Raw genomic sequence first — 15,882 nt, 5'->3', positions numbered from 1 at the left:
GATTTCTATTTTACTAAACTTGGCGAATAACTATACACTGTATAAGGATAAATCATTTTTGCAGTGTATTTAGAAATTAAACAAACTACCAGAATTGGAAAAAATAAGGTGTAATCGTTTGTAAGTCCGCATACTAAAAATATAGCTGTAAAAGGTGCGTGGATACTGGCGCTTAATACTGCCGCCATTCCGATAATCATAAAGTTGACCGGAATTACATGGATCTGAAAAAAAGTATTTAAAACTGAAGCCAGTAATAATCCTAAAAAAGCTCCGATAAAAAGACTTGGTGCAAAAACGCCTCCATCACCTCCTGAAGCTAATGTTATGGAAGTGACAATGGGTTTTAGAAGCAGTATGCCAATAAAAGTTAAAGCTAATGTGAATGTCATTATTTGATTTGGAGCAATGAAACTGGTTTTAATAGCATGATACCCTTCTCCATATAATTGCGGAAAAATAAAAAGCGAAATACTTAAAACTACTGATCCGATTATGATTTTGTAATAATGAGTATCGATTTTTTCAAATTGAGATTTAAAAAACAAAACACAGCGAGTCAGGTAAACAGAATTCATTCCGGCCAAAATTCCTAAAAGAATAAAAAACGGAACGGCTTTTAAATGCCAGGTTGTGATTGAAATGGCAAACAAAGGTTCTTCTTTTAGAATAGAAAGCAATCCAAAAGCAATTGAAACGGCAATGACATTTGATATGATAAATGCTCTGGTTACTTTTCTTGAAATAACTTCAAGAGCAAATAAAATTCCGGCAATCGGACTACTAAAAAGTGCCGTAACTCCCGCAGCAACACCAGCACAAATTAATTCGGTTTTATATTGACGGAAAACATTTTCTTTTTCGTGCGCAACTGAACCAATAGTCGCGGTAGCCACAACAGTAGATACTTCGATTCCGGTTGAGCCTCCAAAAATAACAGTTAATAATCCGTTTATGAAGTGAGAAGGAATTTTATAAGAAGGCAAATTTTTTGATTTTGAGCCTGTACTCTCAAAAACTTCCTTGATTCCTTTGTTTTCTTTTTTCTTAAAAAGATATTGTCTTAGAAAATAAATTACAGATAATCCAAAAACGGGAAAAACGATATAAAAGACTGGATTTACCGATACTTCATGAAAAAAGATTTCTTCGTAATATTCGGTTATTTTTTTTAGTGAAATTCCGAGAAAGGCAGAAAGAAAGCCAATTAAGATAGAAACAATAACTAATTTTCGGAATTTAATAAATTGATGATTTTTCTTGATTTGCGCCGTTTTGTTCATCAGTAAGTAAATTTGTAAACCACAATATTTTTATGTGGATTACAAAATTAGATAATCATCTTCGGTTTTTAATAAAAAATAGTCAGTATGTTATGTTAAAATTGCGAATACAAGAAAAATATTTCATTATGCTTTTGTTAGCATGGCGATGAAATATCTCACAGAAAATAATTACCATAAAGGTTATTATCTTTCATAGAATTCTATAGGTAATTCATCAGGATCGGCGATAAAAGTAAATCGCTTTTCAGTCGTTTCATCAATTCTTACGGGTTCTGATATTATATTTTTTTTATTTAAAAAAGCAATAGTTTCATCTAAATTAATCACTTCAAAAGCGAGATGGCGTAAACCCACAGCTTCTGGTTTTGAAGGCCTTTTGGGTGGATTTGGGAACGAAAATAATTCGACTATGTAGTTGCCGTTTAAGGCTAAATCTAATTTGTAAGACTGACGTTCTTTGCGGTATATTTCTCTGATAATGGTTAATCCCAAAACCTCAGTATAAAAAGTTTTAGATTTTTGATAATCAGAGGATAAAATAGCAATGTGGTGAACTTTATTTAAGGTAAGCATTATATATTTGATTCAGATTCCTGATTTAATTGACGAATTACTTTCGCGGGGTTTCCAACAGCCAACGAGTTGTCAGGAATATCTTTTGTAACGACAGATCCTGCACCAATAACAGATCCTTTGCCAATTGTTACACCTGGACAAATTACAGAGTTTCCGCCAATCCAGCAATCGTCTCCAATTGTAACCGGATAAGCATTTTCCAATGTTTTTCGTAATTCAGCGTCAAGCGGATGAGATGCCGTATAAATCTGAACATTTGGGGCAATAAAAACGTTTGAACCAATAGTTACAGGTGCGCAATCTAAAACAACGCAATTGACATTAAAATAAACATTTTCTCCGCAAAAAATATTATAGCCGTAATCGCAATGAAAAGGCGGTTCTATGTATAAGCCGGCACCTGCATTAGGAATCAGTTCTTTTAAAATTTCTTTTGCTCTTTTTGTTACTCTGTATTCTTTTACATTCAAGCTATGTAAAAGATTTTTTGCAGTTCGGCGGCCTTTTACTAATTCAGGATCAAAAGCGTTGTAATATTCACCGCTGATCATTTTTTCTTTTTCTGTTTTCATATTTACATTTTCGTCTTGGCAATTTTCTCATGTATTTTCACAGTTTCCTGCAAAGCTGCGCTAGCATACCAAGGCGTTACTTCAGCTTCCAATAAATTAGCTTTTATGGCAGGATCTGTTGCTACAAGTGTTTTGGCTTCTTCAATAGTTGCTACATTAAAAATATAAATGCCTCTGTAGTTTCGATCGTTTTTAATGAATGGTCCGGCTACAACTAATTTTCCTTCTTTGGCTAATTTGTTGATATTTTCCATATGCCCTTCAAATAATTTCTTGCTTTCCTCTTTGGAAGCCGTAGTATTGGTTCCCGATTTTAAAAGGCAGAAAACATATTTTTTCATACCGTATTCATCGGCATGAAGCGATTTTGCTAATGCTTCGTCATATTTTGCGTCGGTTTCCTGGGAAAATCCGATAGCACTTACCGTTAAAAAAAGAATAAGGATAGAGATTTTTTCATGACAAAATAAATTTTACGTTAACAGTTATGTTGAGCGAAAACTTGGTTTTTATTTATTTAAAATAATGGTTTTCATAATTCAAATCTATAAAATTTGGAATCTTTTCATGGTTTTTGTCTTCCCAGCTTCTAAAGGTAAAATCTTCAATTTTTTGAATTAAATCAGAGTCTAATTCTATATTGGTTTGTTTGCAAAAAGCTAAAATTGTCGCATATCCCACAATAGTCGGATTCGTATCTGTTGCAATTAGTCCTTCTACTTTTTTTATTTTAATAGTCCATTTGGTTTCAGTTTTACAAAAGACAAATTCCAATCCTTTTATTACAGAATTTCTCCAGTTTGAGAAACTTACTTTACCAGGTTCGTCTTTAGCTGGAATACTTGCTAAATCGCCCATTCTGATCCAGCCGTCACCTGTATATTCTTCTATAATTTTGTTTTGATTGTCATTGGGACTAATCTTAAGATTTATAATGGCAAAAAAAGGTTTTCCGTTTTTTACCTTTTGCCATCGATAATCTAATGTTTCATTAATCATATAAATTTTTTAAAGCATTTTTTTAAGAATAACAATCTGTCCCAGATGATAAACATCATGCTGAATAATTCCGTGAATATGTTCGTAATACGTATGATTATTGTTGGCGTATATTTTTGCTAAATCAGCATCATCAAAATCTTCAAAAAAAGCATTCCAGGCTTCTTGTGATTTTGCCAGATTTTGAAGTGACTGCTCCCAGGCAGCTTCGGATGGATCTAAAACAGGTACAAAATAATTATGATCAGGCGTTATAATTAACTCTCCCTGAACCCGTTTTAAAATGTTTCTTCTCCATTGTATTAGATGATTAACAATTTCCCAAATCGTATTGAGATTGGGATTTGCCTTTTTGTAAGCCTGTCCTGCAGTAATATCCTTTAAAGTATCTGCCAAAGTGACTTCAAGCCACGGATTTCCATTATAGATGGATTGATATAAATTTGAAATTCTCTTGCTTTCTGACATAATAAATGGTTTTTTGCAATTCATAGCTAAGATACAAATTAGTATTTTACAACTCATCCCTAAAATTCTACAATTGGGTTATTATATATTTTTTAACAAGAATGATTGAAATACATTTGCTTCATCAAAATCAATCTTATGAAAACCAAATTACTTTTTACAATCAGTTTTTTATGTATTACGATTTTCACTTTTGCCCAAACAACTATTTCCGGAAAAGTAGTTGACCAAAAAGGAAAACCAGTGACAGGTGCCAACATTTATATCGACGGAACTTATGATGGAGCCACCAGTTCTGAAACAGGAGATTTTTCTTTTGAAACCACTTCTACAGGAAATCAATTTATAATCATAAGCTTTTTATTGTATGAAACATTCAAAAAAGAAATAGATGTTACTAATTTTAAAAATCAAACGGTTAAACTAAGAGAAAATGTAAATGCACTAGATGCAGTTGTCATCACTGCCGGAACTTTAGAATCCGGGGATAAAGCAAGAGTTTCTGTTTTAAAACCTTTAGATATTGTAACCACTGCTGGTTCTGCGGGAAATATTATTGCTGCGTTACAGACTTTGCCGGGAACACAAACGGTTGGTGAAGATGGACGTTTGTTTGTACGTGGAGGAGAAGCCAGCGAAACGCAGACTTTTGTTGACGGAATTCGAGTGGCTCAGCCGTACGGGGCAACAACCAATAATTTGCCAACCCGAGGAAGGTTTTCTCCTTTTTTATTCAGTGGAATTGCATTTTCAACTGGAGGTTATTCGGCCGAGTATGGCGAAGCTTTATCAAGTGTTTTATTGCTGAATACTCAGGATGAACCTGATATGAACAAAACCGAAATTGCTTTAATGACTGTTGGTTTAGGGTTAGGAAACACACAGAAATGGAAAAAAAGCTCGTTGAGTGTGAATACGGCTTACATTAATCTGGCACCTTATCAGGCAGTGATTCCACAGAATGTAGATTGGAATAGTCCTTATCAGTCCTTATCCGGAGAAACCGTTTACCGATATCATTTTACAAACGGAATTTTCAAATTATATGCTGCTTTCGATGCTTCTAAATTTGATCTGAATCAGAAAAACATCAATTTCGAAGACAAAATCAGAACCGATTTAAACAATAATAATTTCTATCTTAATGCGTCTTACAAAGGAACTTTTGGCACTGGCTGGCAATTAACATCAGGAATTAGTTATGGATACAGTGTAAACAAAATTAAATATGATGTAAATGATGTTGATAATGATGAGAATGCAGCTCAATTGAAACTAAAATTAAGAAAAAGTGTTTCAGATTATTTTAAATTATCCTTTGGAGCTGATTATTTCATTACCAAATTCAATGAAAATTTTGATAATAATGCCAATATCCAAACTTCAAATGGTTACGATTCAAATATTGCCGCTTTTTATACAGAAGGAGACATTTTATTTTCCAAAAATTTAGCTGCAAAAGTAGGTTTCAGACTTTCGAATAACAGTTTGCTTAATGAAACCAATATTGCACCGAGAGCATCTATTGCTTATAAAGTTTCAAAGAGCAGTCAGTTTTCTTTTGCTTATGGAGATTTTACACAAACACCGGTTGTCGATTATATCAAATATTCAAAATACCACCAATTTGAAAGTGAAAAGGCAAGACATTATATCTTAAACTATCAATTTACAAAACCTGGACAGACTTTTAGAGCCGAAGCGTATTACAAAGATTACAGTAATTTAGTTCAATATGATACGAGAGATATCGCTTATAATTCGGTTTTCAATAATAACGGATCAGGTTATGCTAAAGGATTGGATTTATTTTGGAGGGACAGCAATTTATACAAAAACTTAGAATATTGGATTTCTTATTCGTACATCGATTCAGAAAGGCAGTATAAAAATTTCCCAAAAATGGCCACTCCAAGTTTTATAGGGAATCATAGTTTGTCAATTGTAACGAAATATTTTATTACCGACTGGAAATCGCAAATTGGTTTCACAAACAGTTATAGTTCCGGACGTCCCTATAATGACCCAAACCAAACGCAGTTCATGAACGGAAAAACAAAATCATATAACAGTTTGAGTTTTAACTGGGCGTATTTATTAACAACACAAAAAATCCTGTATTTCTCTGTTTCAAATATATTAGGAAGCCAAAATGTTTTTGGTTACGATTACGCAAGGCTACCGGATGCAAATGGAGTTTACCAAAGACAAGCTGTTGTGCCAACTGCAGACCGCTTTTTCTTCTTAGGCTTCTTCTGGACCATTAGTAAGAATAAGAATGATAATCAGTTGAAGAATTTATAGGTATTAGGTTCTAATATTTATTTTTAGATACTAAAAAAACAATTCAGTAGTCAAATTCGACAACTCAGTATCATTTAATTTTATAAGACTAAAAACCAGCATACTTTTGACGTATAAATTAATAATCAGAGTTTTAATCATCAATAAAAAAACGTAGAGATTTAGATCTCAGAACATAAAAACTAAAAATAACTTTAAAACAAAGAAATCATGACTAAAATTATTACAGCCTTTACATTATTTATCTGTAGTTTATTATCTGCACAAACACAATTTGAACAAGGAATGGGTAAAGCTTTCGGGCTTTGGAAAGAAGGAAAAAATGCTGAAGCTTCGGCAATGTTTGAAAGAATTGCAGCAGCAGACAAAACCAGCTATTTACCCAATTATTATGTTGCCTTAATTAATACAACAGCAGTTTTTACGGAAAAAGACAAAACGAAAATTGATTTGTTATTGACAAAGGCACAAGATGCTTTGGATAAGGAAATAATAAAAGATCAAAACAATGCCGAGTTATATGTTTTGCAGGCTTTGATTTATACAGGATATGTTGTAGCTGATCCAATGACAAACGCAATGAAATACTCTGGTAAAGTAATGGAAGCTTACGCAAAAGCAAAAGCAATAGATCCAAACAATCCGAGAGCCGTTTTTGGAGAAGCAGATTATCAATTAGGCGGTGCAAAATGGACAGGTGTTGATACAAAACCACTGTGTGTACAAGTTGATAAAGCTATCGAACTTTTTGGTAATTTTAAACCTGAAACTCAATTTTCACCAAAATGGGGATTGGAAAGAGCTTTGGAGGCACAAAAAAACTGCAAAAAATAAAAACTAATTTAAGCTGATTATAATGAAACATAATGGAAATACATATGCAGATCTAAAAAGCGGAACTATTGTTTCGTTTAAGATTTCTATGATTTTTACAGTAATATTTTCAGCTTGTTTAGGAGATCATTTAAATATTCAAAACGTTCTTTTAACTTTTTTCATAAGCTGTCTTTATTCTTTTGGAGTAGGTTTCGGAAATGGATTTCTTAACGTTCTTCTTGATAAAAAATGGGATTGGCTAGAGCAGACCAATCTAAGGGTTTACTACGGAATTATGGTTACAATTTTGTATACTGTTCCAGTCGTTTTAGGAATAAATTATTACATTTTTGTTTACCTTCAAAATCTCCCTGTAGACAAATTCTTTAGTGAGAGAATGATCTGGATACATCTTTTTTACATCATTTTATCTTTAGCGGTTTCGACTTTCATGCAGGCCAGAAGTTTTATGGTAAAATGGAAACAGGCATCAAAATTTGAAATAACGCAGCAAAAGATTATTGCCGGAACAGCAAATGCTAAATTCGAAAGCTTAAAAAATCAAATCGACCCACATTTTCTTTTCAATAGCCTAAATGTATTAAGCTCTTTGATTGAAGAAAATCCGGACAATGCACAACGATTTACAACTTCGTTATCAAAAATTTACCGTTACGTTTTAGAACAAAAAGATAAGGAACTTGTTTCGGTTGAAGATGAATTATCGTTTGCCAAGACGTATATGAATTTGCTAAAAATGCGCTTCGAAAATAGTTTGTTTTACGAGTTGCCGGCAACAGCGATTAATCCGGATGCAAAAGTGGTCCCGTTATCTTTGCAGCTTTTATTAGAAAATACTGTAAAGCATAATGTAGTAAGTGAACAAAAGCCATTGCATATTCGAATTTTCATTGATGGAGATTGTTTAGCTGTACAAAATGATTTTCAGAAGAAAGAAGTTTTGCAGCACAGGCAAGGCGTCGGATTGCAAAATATCGTAAATCGATATGCAATTATAACCAACAGAAAGGTATTAATTGAACAAAATGAACAAACATTCACCGTTAAGATTCCGATTTTAACGAAACAAATAGCAGTTATGGAAACAAATACAGATTATAGCGATGAAAATAAAGCCTATTTCAGAGCTAAAAAAAGAGTCGAAGAACTGAAAGGATTTTACGCAAATGTAATTTCGTATTGTTGCGTAGTACCATTTTTAGTTTTTATAAATTTGAGGATTTCTCCCGGATTTCAATGGTTTTGGTTTTCAGCGATAGGATGGGGATTTGGAGTTGTGATGCATGCTTTTAAAGTTTTTGGTTACAGCTCAGATTGGGAAGAAAGAAAAATCAGGGAAATTCTGGAAAAAGAAAATAAGAAACAAACCTGGAAATAGTATGGAACCAAATAATCCTGAAGCAGAACGTTATTATCAGGCTCAAAAAAAAGTAAAAGAAATTAGAGAGTTTTATAAACATTTAACAGTGTTCTTGCTTTGTAATCCAATTGTGATTGCTGTAAACCTTATGACTTCGTCGGGTTATTTATATTTTTGGTATTCTTTGTTAGGCTGGGGAGTTGCGATTATTTTACACGGACTGAAAGCCTTTGATCGTTTCCCTTTTTTTAGTAAAGAATGGGAAAAAAGAAAAATAGATGAAATTCTGGAAAAAGAAAATAATAAACAAAAATGGGAGTAATCATGGAAATCAATTATAACGAAGAGGATAAATATTATAAGGCTAAAAAGAAAGTCGAAAATGTAAAAGGTTTTTACAGTAATTTAACTTCTTATATAGGTGTTAATATAGTTTTGATTTTTATCAATCTATACACTTCGCCAAATCATTTATGGTTTTATTGGCCGCTAATTTGGTGGGGATTAGGAGTTGTATTTCATGGTTTAAAGGTTTTCGAAGTATTTCCTGTTTTAGGAAAAGGCTGGGAAGAAAGAAAGATTCAGGAAATCATGGATAAAGAAAAAGAGAAACAAAATAAATGGCAATAACTTTTAAATCAGAATAAAATGGGACGTTGTAGAAAACGCTTTTACGAAGAGTACGGGCAAGAGTTTGAAAATGATGAAAGTTTTGAAATCGCATACAAACAAGTAAAAAGGATAAAAGGTTTTTATTCGCACTTAAAAGTTTATTTAATTGTTAACGCAGTCATTATTATTTCCAATTTGAGCAGGGATTTTTCCGGGATAAAATTAAATGAAGGAGCTTTTTTTGAATTGCATACGTATTCAACAGCTGTTTTTTGGGGTATCGGTTTAGCCGCTCATGCTTTGTCTGTCTTTGGCCGTAATATTTTCTTTGGTGATGATTGGGAAAAAAGAAAAATTCAGGAATATATGAGTAAACAACCAGTCAATAAGAATAAATGGGAATAACTTTATTATTTTAATTTAAGCCTGATAAATGACCACATTAATTATAGAAGATGAAAAACCTGCTGCAAGATTATTACAGCGAAAGTTAGAAAAATTAAATATTGCTGTAGAAACCATGCTGCATTCTGTAGAAGAATCTATTGATTGGTTTGCCAACAACGAACATCCGGATTTGATATTTTTGGATATTCAGCTATCTGATGGGTTATCGTTCGAAATTTTTGAAAAAATAGATATCAAAAGCGCTATCATTTTTACAACCGCTTATGATGAATATGCTTTAAAAGCCTTTAAATTAAATAGTATCGACTATCTTTTAAAACCAATTGATGAAGATGATTTAGAAGTTGCGGTTGAAAAATATAAAACCAGAATTCCTAAACAAGATTCAGGCAATAAGAACCTGCAGCTTGATTTTGAGCAAATTAGAAAAATGCTGACTAATCCTTTTGAGAAGACCTATAAGGAAAGGTTTACCGTTAAAATTGGTCAGCATTTAAAAGTCATTACTAAAGATGAAATTGAGTGTTTTTTCAGTGAAAATAAAGGCACTTACATTCATACTTATGACAATCGTGATTATCTGATTGATTCAACTTTAGAAATTTTGGAACAGGAATTGGACAAGAAGGATTTCTTTCGCGTAAGCAGAAAATTTATTGTACCGTTAAAAGCAATTAAAGAAATTCAGGTGTATACCAATTCACGACTGAAAGTTATTTTACCAAGTTATAAAGATGATGAGGTAATCGTAAGCCGTGAAAAAGTTCAGGATTTTAAGAGTTGGCTTGGATAGAAAAATTCTGGAATTAATATAAAAGAAAAGAGCTTCAAATTTTTTGAAGCTCTTTCGTATTTACTGAAAAATATAATTTATTTACTCACTCGATGCAAAGTATAAGTCATAGCACTCAAAAGAAAAAAGGCCATAACCTGGTGAATCAATCCTAAAGCCAGAGGAACACTGTACAATAAAGTAAAAACCCCAAGCAGAAACTGAATGAATACAAAAACTACCAGAATATTAATTCCATTTGACTGAGTTCTGGTAAGTGCATATTTTTTGCTTTTGAAGAAAAGAAAAAGAATAATAGCAACTACTACATAAGCAAAAGTCCTGTGTACAAACTGAACACCGCTTTTTCCTTCAATTAAATTCTTCACCAAAGAAGACTGCTCAATAAAAACCGATTCATGAATAAATTCTCCATCGCTCATTAACGGCCAGTGATTGTGAATTAACCCGGCATTCAATCCAGCTACAAATCCGCCGTAAATAATCTGGATCAATAAAGCTACCAAAGCATATCTGGCGATAGTACGAAGCGGAATTATTCTGTTGATATTTCTTTCCGGATAAATCAAATCCAGTGCAACCCAAAGTGTGTAGGCAAAAGTGATAAAAGCAAAAGTCAGGTGAAGTGAAAGTCTAAAATGACTTACATCCGGATTGTCGATTAATCCGCTTCTAACCATAAACCATCCTAAGAATCCTTGGAAACCTCCCATTGCCAAAAGAACAATACATTTTTTAATAGTTTCAGTGTCTAATTTCTTTTTGATTAAAAAATAAACGAAAGGCACAAAGAAAACCAATCCGATAATGCGACCGATAAAACGGTGAAACCATTCCCAGAAATAAATGAATTTATAATCGGCTAATTGAAAATCATTGTGAATATTGATTTTTTGGTACTCCGGAAATTTCTTGTATTGTTCAAAAGCTTCATTCCATTTGGCTTCTGTTAAAGGCGGAAATGTATCTGTTACCAAATGCCAGTCGGTCATGGATAAACCTGAGTTGGTTAAACGCGTGATACCGCCCACAACAACCATTAAAAATAATAAAACACAGCCTGATAGTAACCAAATGATTACTGATTTATTTTCTTTTTTCATTCTGTTCCGATTAATTCGATTTCGATTTTATTTGTATTTTCTTTTAAATAAATCTTGCTTAAATAAAATTTTGATATTAAAAAGTTTCCTATACTATTTATAATACCTATTGATAAAACTGCCATGAATCTAGCTTTGTAAGTACTATTGATCATTTGTATTTTAAATAGCCTAATTAAAACATACTTGTTAAAAAGATAATAAATGAGTATTGCTGCAAAAAAAGAGACAATAGACATAAGGAAAAACATTAATTTATATTTAAAGATTTTAATATTGTTTTTTTTCAGACTTTTTATAAAAAGAATGTTTGATACTGTAAGGATCAATATAAAAAGGAATAGAAAAAAAGCTCCTACAATATCCATTACTTTTTAAGAGTTAAATTTAACTTAGCAGCCCTTTTAATCACAAAATCATAAGCCGCCTGATATTCATTTGGAATATCACCTTCCAAAATTGCTTCTTTAACCGCTTCTTTTAAAACCCCAATTTCACGAGAAGGTTTCAAATCAAACATTTCCATAATTTCTTCCCCGGAAATAGGCGGCTGAAAATTACGTACGTGATCGCGTTCTTCTACTTCAATAATTTTCTGGCGAACTACTTCGAAGTTTTTATGATATTTCTTGAATTTCGCCGGATTCTTGGTTGTGATGTCTGCTGCACATAAAGTCATCAAACTTTCTACATCTTCACCTGCATCAAAAACCAAACGGCGAACCGCACTGTCCGTTACAATGTCTTCTGCCAGAACAATAGGGCGTGAACTCATAACTACCATTTTTTGCACAAATTTCATTTTATGATTCAATGGCATGTGCAAACGTTCAAATATCTTTTTAGCCATTTTTCCGCCTAAAAATTCATGGCCATGAAACGTCCAGCCTTGTTTTTTATTGAAACGTTTTGTTGGTGCTTTTCCAATATCGTGTAATAAAGCAGACCAGCGTAACCAGACATCATCTGTATTTGGACAGATATTATCGACAACTTCTAAAGTGTGATAAAAGTTGTTTTTATGTGTGTGCCCTTCAATTTCTTCAACCTGATTCAATGCTGTTAATTCAGGTAAAATCAAATCTAAAAGCCCTGTTTCGTATAAAAGTAAAAATCCGATTGAAGGTTTTGGAGTTGAAAGAATTTTGTTTAATTCGTCTACAATTCTTTCGCCTGAGATAATTTTGATTCGATCTGCATTTTTGGTAATGGCTTCTAATGAATTTCTTTCTATATCAAAATTCAATTGTGTTGCAAAACGAATGGCACGAAGCATACGCAAAGGATCATCAGAATAAGTAATATCCGGATCATCTAAAGGTGTTTTGATTATTCCAAGTTTTAAATCCAATAAACCGTTAAAAGGGTCTAAAAGATCTCCAAAATTATTTTCGTTTAATGATAAAGCCAAAGCATTTATAGTAAAATCACGACGGTTTTGATCATCCTGCAAAGTTCCGTTCTCTACAATCGGATTTCGGCTATCACGATTATAGGATTCTTTTCGGGCGCCAACAAACTCAATGTCCGTATCTTCAAAACGAAGCATTGCTGTTCCGTAGGTCTTAAAAACCTGAACTTTTGGTTTATTTGGAAGTAATTCAGAAACTTTTAAAGCTAATTCGATACCGCTTCCAACAGCCACAACATCAATGTCTTTTTTTGATCCTCTGTTTAAAAGCAAATCACGAACAAATCCTCCAATTACGTATGAATCGACATTTAATTCTCGGGATGCTTTCGAAATGATTTCGAAGATTTTGTTTTGTAAAGCTGTTTTGTAGTTTGTTTGTATAGTCACGAATTCACTGATTTTGATAATACGATATTCCTGAAGAGAATGAACGCATGCAAATTTACAACATAGAAAATGCCTATTATAATCTATGGCTCACTTTTTTGAATAAATTAATAGTTTTGAATGCTGAATTTTGCTAAAATAAGAAAACAGTATAATTTGACACAAGCGTCTTATCGTTCTATTGGACAAATCAATTATAAAAGATTAATTTTAAAATTTCAATTTGTATTTTTGAATCATACAAAAACATACAAATGAAAATTGTTATATCTCCGGCGAAATCATTGAATTTTGAAAAAGAATTACCAACATCTCAATATACTGAACCTTCATTTTTAAAAGAAGCAAAAATAGTTCACAAAGTTGTAAAGCAAAAAAAAACTGCTGAATTGTCAGAATTAATGTCAATCTCAGACAAGCTAGCCGACTTGAACTGGAAAAGAAATCAGGATTGGAAAACGCCTTTTACGGCTGAAAATGCACGTCCTGCAATTTATACTTTCGATGGTGATGTGTATACAGGTTTAGACGCGTATACAATTCCGTTAGAGAAACTAGATGTGTTGCAGGATAAATTACGAATCTTATCGGGGCTTTACGGACTTTTAAAACCGCTTGATTTAATGCAGGCGTATCGTCTGGAAATGGGAACAAAATTACCTGTTGGAGATTACAAAAATCTGCACGAATTCTGGAAACCGGTAGTAACAAAAGCGTTAAACAAAGAATTAAAAAAGGACGAATTATTCGTGAATTTGGCGAGTAACGAATATTTCTCAGCTGTTGATGTAAAAGGATTGAAAGTTCCGGTAATTACTCCGGATTTTAAAGATTATAAAGACGGAAAACTAAAAATGATTAGTTTCTTTGCAAAGAAGGCTAGAGGTATGATGGTGCGCTATATTATTGATACAAATGCTGAAACTATTGAGGATCTTAAAGGCTTTAATTATGAAGGATATCAGTTTGATGCGAATCTTTCAAAAGGAAATCATTTAGTTTTTACAAGATGATTTTAAATTAGCTAAGATTTTGAGACGTTAAGTTTTATGCTTTAAGTCTTTTTCAAAACATGTTACTTCTTACAAAGCACATTTTACAAAAACTAAAAAATCTGTGTCACAGGAAACTGACACAGATTTTTCGTATTATAAATAATTACTAAATATTAATGCATCGCATCTGAGGGATTAATCTTGTTCTTTCCTCTTTTGATAAAAAAGATAATTGGAATGCAGCATAAAAACATAATTCCTAAATACATGAAAATATCCATATATGATAAAACGGTACTTTGTTTAAGTACGGAAAGATCGATAGCCTGATATGCTTTTTTCATCGCTTCATCTGCTGTAAAACCTTTAGCTATGAAGGATCTTTGCATTCCGGCAAGACGCTGCTGAACATCATATTTTGCGGGATCTAAGTTTGTCAGCAAATTAACTCTGTGTTCCTGGCTTAATCTTGTAATAAATGTTGTAATGATGGCAATACCAAATGAACCTCCTAACTGACGCATCATTCCTGTAAAAGCGGCTCCTTCGCCAATTTGTTTTCCCTTTAATGTTGAAAGCGAAAGTGTGGTAATAGGAACGAAAAGCAGTCCTAAACCAATTCCCCTTAAAATTAACGGCCAGAATAAATGTTCTGCTCCGGTATCAGGGGTCATTCGATTGTGCATTAAAAGCGTGAAGAAAAAGAAGACTAAAAATCCAACTCCAACCATATATCCCTGAGGTACGCCCTTCTGAATCATATTTCCAACAAATGGCATCATAATCGCCGTTGTGATCGAACCGGGAATTAAAAGTAATCCGGCATCCATAGCAGTCCACCCTAAAATCGACTGTGTGTAAATTGGTATAATTAAAGTCGATCCGTACAAACCAAAGCCAAGAATAAAACACATTACAGTTCCAATCCTTAAATTTCCATCTTTTAAAACACTTAAGTTTACAATTGGATGCTTATACGTTAGTTCTCTCCAAATAAACAATATTAAACCAAGAACTGTTACAACACTTAAAGTTATAATAAGAGAATCGTTAAACCAATCATCCTGTTGACCGTGCTCTAATACAAACTGTAATGACCCGATAAAAGACGTTAATAATATAATTCCCCACCAGTCAACCTGATTGGCTTTTAATTTTTCTCCATATTTTGGACTTCTCACAAAGCTTATTGCCAGAATAGTAGCAATAATTCCCAGTGGAATATTAATGTAAAAAATGTAAGGCCAGGAATAAGTATCTACTAAATATCCTCCTAAAGGTGGACCTAAAGTGGGCCCAACAATTACACCCATTCCGTAAATGGCCTGTGCCATACCTCGTTTTGCAACCGGATAACTTTCGGTAATAATGGTTTGTGCTGTTACCAGTAATGCTCCTCCGCCCATACCCTGTACGAATCTAAAAGCTACAAGTTCCCATATATTGGTAGCGTTACCGCATAAAAAAGAACAGACGGTAAATATTATGATAGAGGCCACAAAATAATTACGACGTCCAAATTGCTGCGATAGCCAGCTCGTCATCGGAATTACAATAACATTCGCAATTGCGTATGCTGTAATTACCCACGCCACATCGGTCAGGGTAGCACCAAGGCTCCCTCGCATGTGCGTTAGTGCTACGTTTACAATTGTGGTATCTACAATTTCCAGCAGTGCACAAAGTACTGCGGTTATCGTAATAATAACACGTCTATAACCGTATTCTACTAAATCATCATCTGATTGTACTGCTGCTGCCATTTATA

17 protein-coding genes are annotated in these 15,882 nt (G+C 33.1%); 8 read left to right on the top strand and 9 right to left on the bottom strand.

Annotation, left to right across the window (positions count from 1 at the left end; all coding sequences use genetic code 11):
* Positions 1–5: 5 nt before the first annotated feature.
* The 6 genes from FLACHUCJ7_RS11330 to FLACHUCJ7_RS11305 all read right to left on the bottom strand — a co-directional run bounded on the left by FLACHUCJ7_RS11330 (position 6) and on the right by FLACHUCJ7_RS11305 (position 3,901).
* Positions 6–1,283, bottom strand: a complete 1,278-nt coding sequence (locus FLACHUCJ7_RS11330) for a chloride channel protein (protein ID WP_180908979.1) — start codon at positions 1,281–1,283, stop codon at positions 6–8.
* 186 nt (positions 1,284–1,469) lie between these two features.
* Positions 1,470–1,859 (bottom strand): SMU1112c/YaeR family gloxylase I-like metalloprotein, encoded by a 390-nt coding sequence (gene gloA2 / locus FLACHUCJ7_RS11325; RefSeq protein ID WP_180908978.1) that lies wholly within the window; start codon positions 1,857–1,859, stop codon positions 1,470–1,472.
* Complete coding sequence (locus FLACHUCJ7_RS11320; RefSeq protein WP_180908977.1) at positions 1,859–2,434, bottom strand: sugar O-acetyltransferase; 576 nt, start codon at positions 2,432–2,434, stop codon at positions 1,859–1,861. Before FLACHUCJ7_RS11320 ends, gloA2 begins: the two co-directional genes overlap by 1 nt.
* Before the next feature lie 2 nt (positions 2,435–2,436).
* The gene (locus FLACHUCJ7_RS11315) at positions 2,437–2,775 is read right to left on the bottom strand and encodes a YciI family protein (protein ID WP_230408812.1); all 339 of its coding nucleotides are present in this window, start codon (positions 2,773–2,775) and stop codon (positions 2,437–2,439) included.
* 172 nt (positions 2,776–2,947) lie between these two features.
* Positions 2,948–3,433, bottom strand: a complete 486-nt coding sequence (locus FLACHUCJ7_RS11310) for a hypothetical protein (protein WP_078226195.1) — start codon at positions 3,431–3,433, stop codon at positions 2,948–2,950.
* A gap of 9 nt (positions 3,434–3,442) precedes the next feature.
* Positions 3,443–3,901, bottom strand: a complete 459-nt coding sequence (locus FLACHUCJ7_RS11305) for a DinB family protein (RefSeq protein WP_180908976.1) — start codon at positions 3,899–3,901, stop codon at positions 3,443–3,445.
* Positions 3,902–4,039: 138 nt separating this feature from the next.
* Between FLACHUCJ7_RS11305 and FLACHUCJ7_RS11300 the strand changes: the two genes are divergently transcribed.
* From FLACHUCJ7_RS11300 to FLACHUCJ7_RS11270, 7 genes are all read left to right on the top strand, one after another.
* Positions 4,040–6,205, top strand: coding sequence for a TonB-dependent receptor (locus FLACHUCJ7_RS11300; RefSeq protein WP_180908975.1), 2,166 nt, complete (start codon positions 4,040–4,042; stop codon positions 6,203–6,205).
* A 210-nt stretch (positions 6,206–6,415) separates the two neighbouring features.
* On the top strand, positions 6,416–7,039 hold the full coding sequence (locus FLACHUCJ7_RS11295; RefSeq protein ID WP_078226198.1) for a tetratricopeptide repeat protein: 624 nt from the start codon (positions 6,416–6,418) through the stop codon (positions 7,037–7,039).
* Positions 7,040–7,061: 22 nt separating this feature from the next.
* A complete protein-coding gene (locus FLACHUCJ7_RS11290; RefSeq protein WP_078226199.1) occupies positions 7,062–8,420 on the top strand; it encodes a histidine kinase in 1,359 nt (452 codons plus the stop codon).
* A gap of 1 nt (position 8,421) precedes the next feature.
* Positions 8,422–8,724 (top strand): 2TM domain-containing protein, encoded by a 303-nt coding sequence (locus tag FLACHUCJ7_RS11285; protein WP_180908974.1) that lies wholly within the window; start codon positions 8,422–8,424, stop codon positions 8,722–8,724.
* Positions 8,715–9,032 (top strand): 2TM domain-containing protein, encoded by a 318-nt coding sequence (locus FLACHUCJ7_RS11280; protein WP_078226201.1) that lies wholly within the window; start codon positions 8,715–8,717, stop codon positions 9,030–9,032. Before FLACHUCJ7_RS11285 ends, FLACHUCJ7_RS11280 begins: the two co-directional genes overlap by 10 nt.
* An 18-nt stretch (positions 9,033–9,050) precedes the next feature.
* Positions 9,051–9,419: a 2TM domain-containing protein gene (locus tag FLACHUCJ7_RS11275; RefSeq protein WP_180908973.1), complete on the top strand. Its 369-nt coding sequence runs from the start codon at positions 9,051–9,053 to the stop codon at positions 9,417–9,419.
* A gap of 28 nt (positions 9,420–9,447) precedes the next feature.
* Complete coding sequence (locus FLACHUCJ7_RS11270) at positions 9,448–10,215, top strand: LytR/AlgR family response regulator transcription factor (RefSeq protein ID WP_078226203.1); 768 nt, start codon at positions 9,448–9,450, stop codon at positions 10,213–10,215.
* A gap of 77 nt (positions 10,216–10,292) precedes the next feature.
* Here the strand turns inward: FLACHUCJ7_RS11270 and FLACHUCJ7_RS11265 are convergent, their stop codons facing one another.
* Both FLACHUCJ7_RS11265 and FLACHUCJ7_RS11260 read right to left on the bottom strand, forming a co-directional pair.
* The gene (locus FLACHUCJ7_RS11265) at positions 10,293–11,318 is read right to left on the bottom strand and encodes a COX15/CtaA family protein (protein WP_078226204.1); all 1,026 of its coding nucleotides are present in this window, start codon (positions 11,316–11,318) and stop codon (positions 10,293–10,295) included.
* A gap of 367 nt (positions 11,319–11,685) precedes the next feature.
* Positions 11,686–13,119, bottom strand: coding sequence for a CCA tRNA nucleotidyltransferase (locus FLACHUCJ7_RS11260; RefSeq protein ID WP_078226206.1), 1,434 nt, complete (start codon positions 13,117–13,119; stop codon positions 11,686–11,688).
* A gap of 254 nt (positions 13,120–13,373) precedes the next feature.
* Between FLACHUCJ7_RS11260 and yaaA the strand changes: the two genes are divergently transcribed.
* Positions 13,374–14,132, top strand: a complete 759-nt coding sequence (gene yaaA / locus FLACHUCJ7_RS11255; protein WP_180908972.1) for a peroxide stress protein YaaA — start codon at positions 13,374–13,376, stop codon at positions 14,130–14,132.
* Positions 14,133–14,287: 155 nt separating this feature from the next.
* Here the strand turns inward: yaaA and FLACHUCJ7_RS11250 are convergent, their stop codons facing one another.
* Positions 14,288–15,877: a DHA2 family efflux MFS transporter permease subunit gene (locus FLACHUCJ7_RS11250; protein ID WP_180908971.1), complete on the bottom strand. Its 1,590-nt coding sequence runs from the start codon at positions 15,875–15,877 to the stop codon at positions 14,288–14,290.
* Between the last annotated feature and the right edge of the window lie 5 nt (positions 15,878–15,882).

Source organism: Flavobacterium salmonis, from assembly GCF_903819435.1.
In the GTDB taxonomy this organism is placed as follows: domain Bacteria; phylum Bacteroidota; class Bacteroidia; order Flavobacteriales; family Flavobacteriaceae; genus Flavobacterium; species Flavobacterium chungangense.
The sequence above is the reverse complement of the archived record's forward strand: the minus strand, read 5'-3'. Positions and strand labels throughout refer to the sequence as shown.

Excerpts from the sequence above, each read along its gene's own strand:
- FLACHUCJ7_RS11270 (WP_078226203.1), top strand. The coding sequence starts at position 9,448 with ATGACCACATTAATTATAGAAGATGAAAAACCTGCTGCAAGATTATTA.
- FLACHUCJ7_RS11275 (WP_180908973.1), top strand. The coding sequence starts at position 9,051 with ATGGGACGTTGTAGAAAACGCTTTTACGAAGAGTACGGGCAAGAGTTT.
- FLACHUCJ7_RS11290 (WP_078226199.1), top strand. The coding sequence starts at position 7,062 with ATGAAACATAATGGAAATACATATGCAGATCTAAAAAGCGGAACTATT.
- FLACHUCJ7_RS11310 (WP_078226195.1), bottom strand. The coding sequence starts at position 3,433 with ATGATTAATGAAACATTAGATTATCGATGGCAAAAGGTAAAAAACGGA.
- FLACHUCJ7_RS11315 (WP_230408812.1), bottom strand. The coding sequence starts at position 2,775 with ATGAAAAAATATGTTTTCTGCCTTTTAAAATCGGGAACCAATACTACG.
- yaaA (WP_180908972.1), top strand. The coding sequence starts at position 13,374 with ATGAAAATTGTTATATCTCCGGCGAAATCATTGAATTTTGAAAAAGAA.
- FLACHUCJ7_RS11285 (WP_180908974.1), top strand. The coding sequence starts at position 8,422 with ATGGAACCAAATAATCCTGAAGCAGAACGTTATTATCAGGCTCAAAAA.
- gloA2 (WP_180908978.1), bottom strand. The coding sequence starts at position 1,859 with ATGCTTACCTTAAATAAAGTTCACCACATTGCTATTTTATCCTCTGAT.
- FLACHUCJ7_RS11295 (WP_078226198.1), top strand. The coding sequence starts at position 6,416 with ATGACTAAAATTATTACAGCCTTTACATTATTTATCTGTAGTTTATTA.
- FLACHUCJ7_RS11330 (WP_180908979.1), bottom strand. The coding sequence starts at position 1,283 with ATGAACAAAACGGCGCAAATCAAGAAAAATCATCAATTTATTAAATTC.
- FLACHUCJ7_RS11305 (WP_180908976.1), bottom strand. The coding sequence starts at position 3,901 with ATGTCAGAAAGCAAGAGAATTTCAAATTTATATCAATCCATCTATAAT.
- FLACHUCJ7_RS11265 (WP_078226204.1), bottom strand. The coding sequence starts at position 11,318 with ATGAAAAAAGAAAATAAATCAGTAATCATTTGGTTACTATCAGGCTGT.
- FLACHUCJ7_RS11320 (WP_180908977.1), bottom strand. The coding sequence starts at position 2,434 with ATGAAAACAGAAAAAGAAAAAATGATCAGCGGTGAATATTACAACGCT.
- FLACHUCJ7_RS11280 (WP_078226201.1), top strand. The coding sequence starts at position 8,715 with ATGGGAGTAATCATGGAAATCAATTATAACGAAGAGGATAAATATTAT.
- FLACHUCJ7_RS11300 (WP_180908975.1), top strand. The coding sequence starts at position 4,040 with ATGAAAACCAAATTACTTTTTACAATCAGTTTTTTATGTATTACGATT.
- FLACHUCJ7_RS11250 (WP_180908971.1), bottom strand. The coding sequence starts at position 15,877 with ATGGCAGCAGCAGTACAATCAGATGATGATTTAGTAGAATACGGTTAT.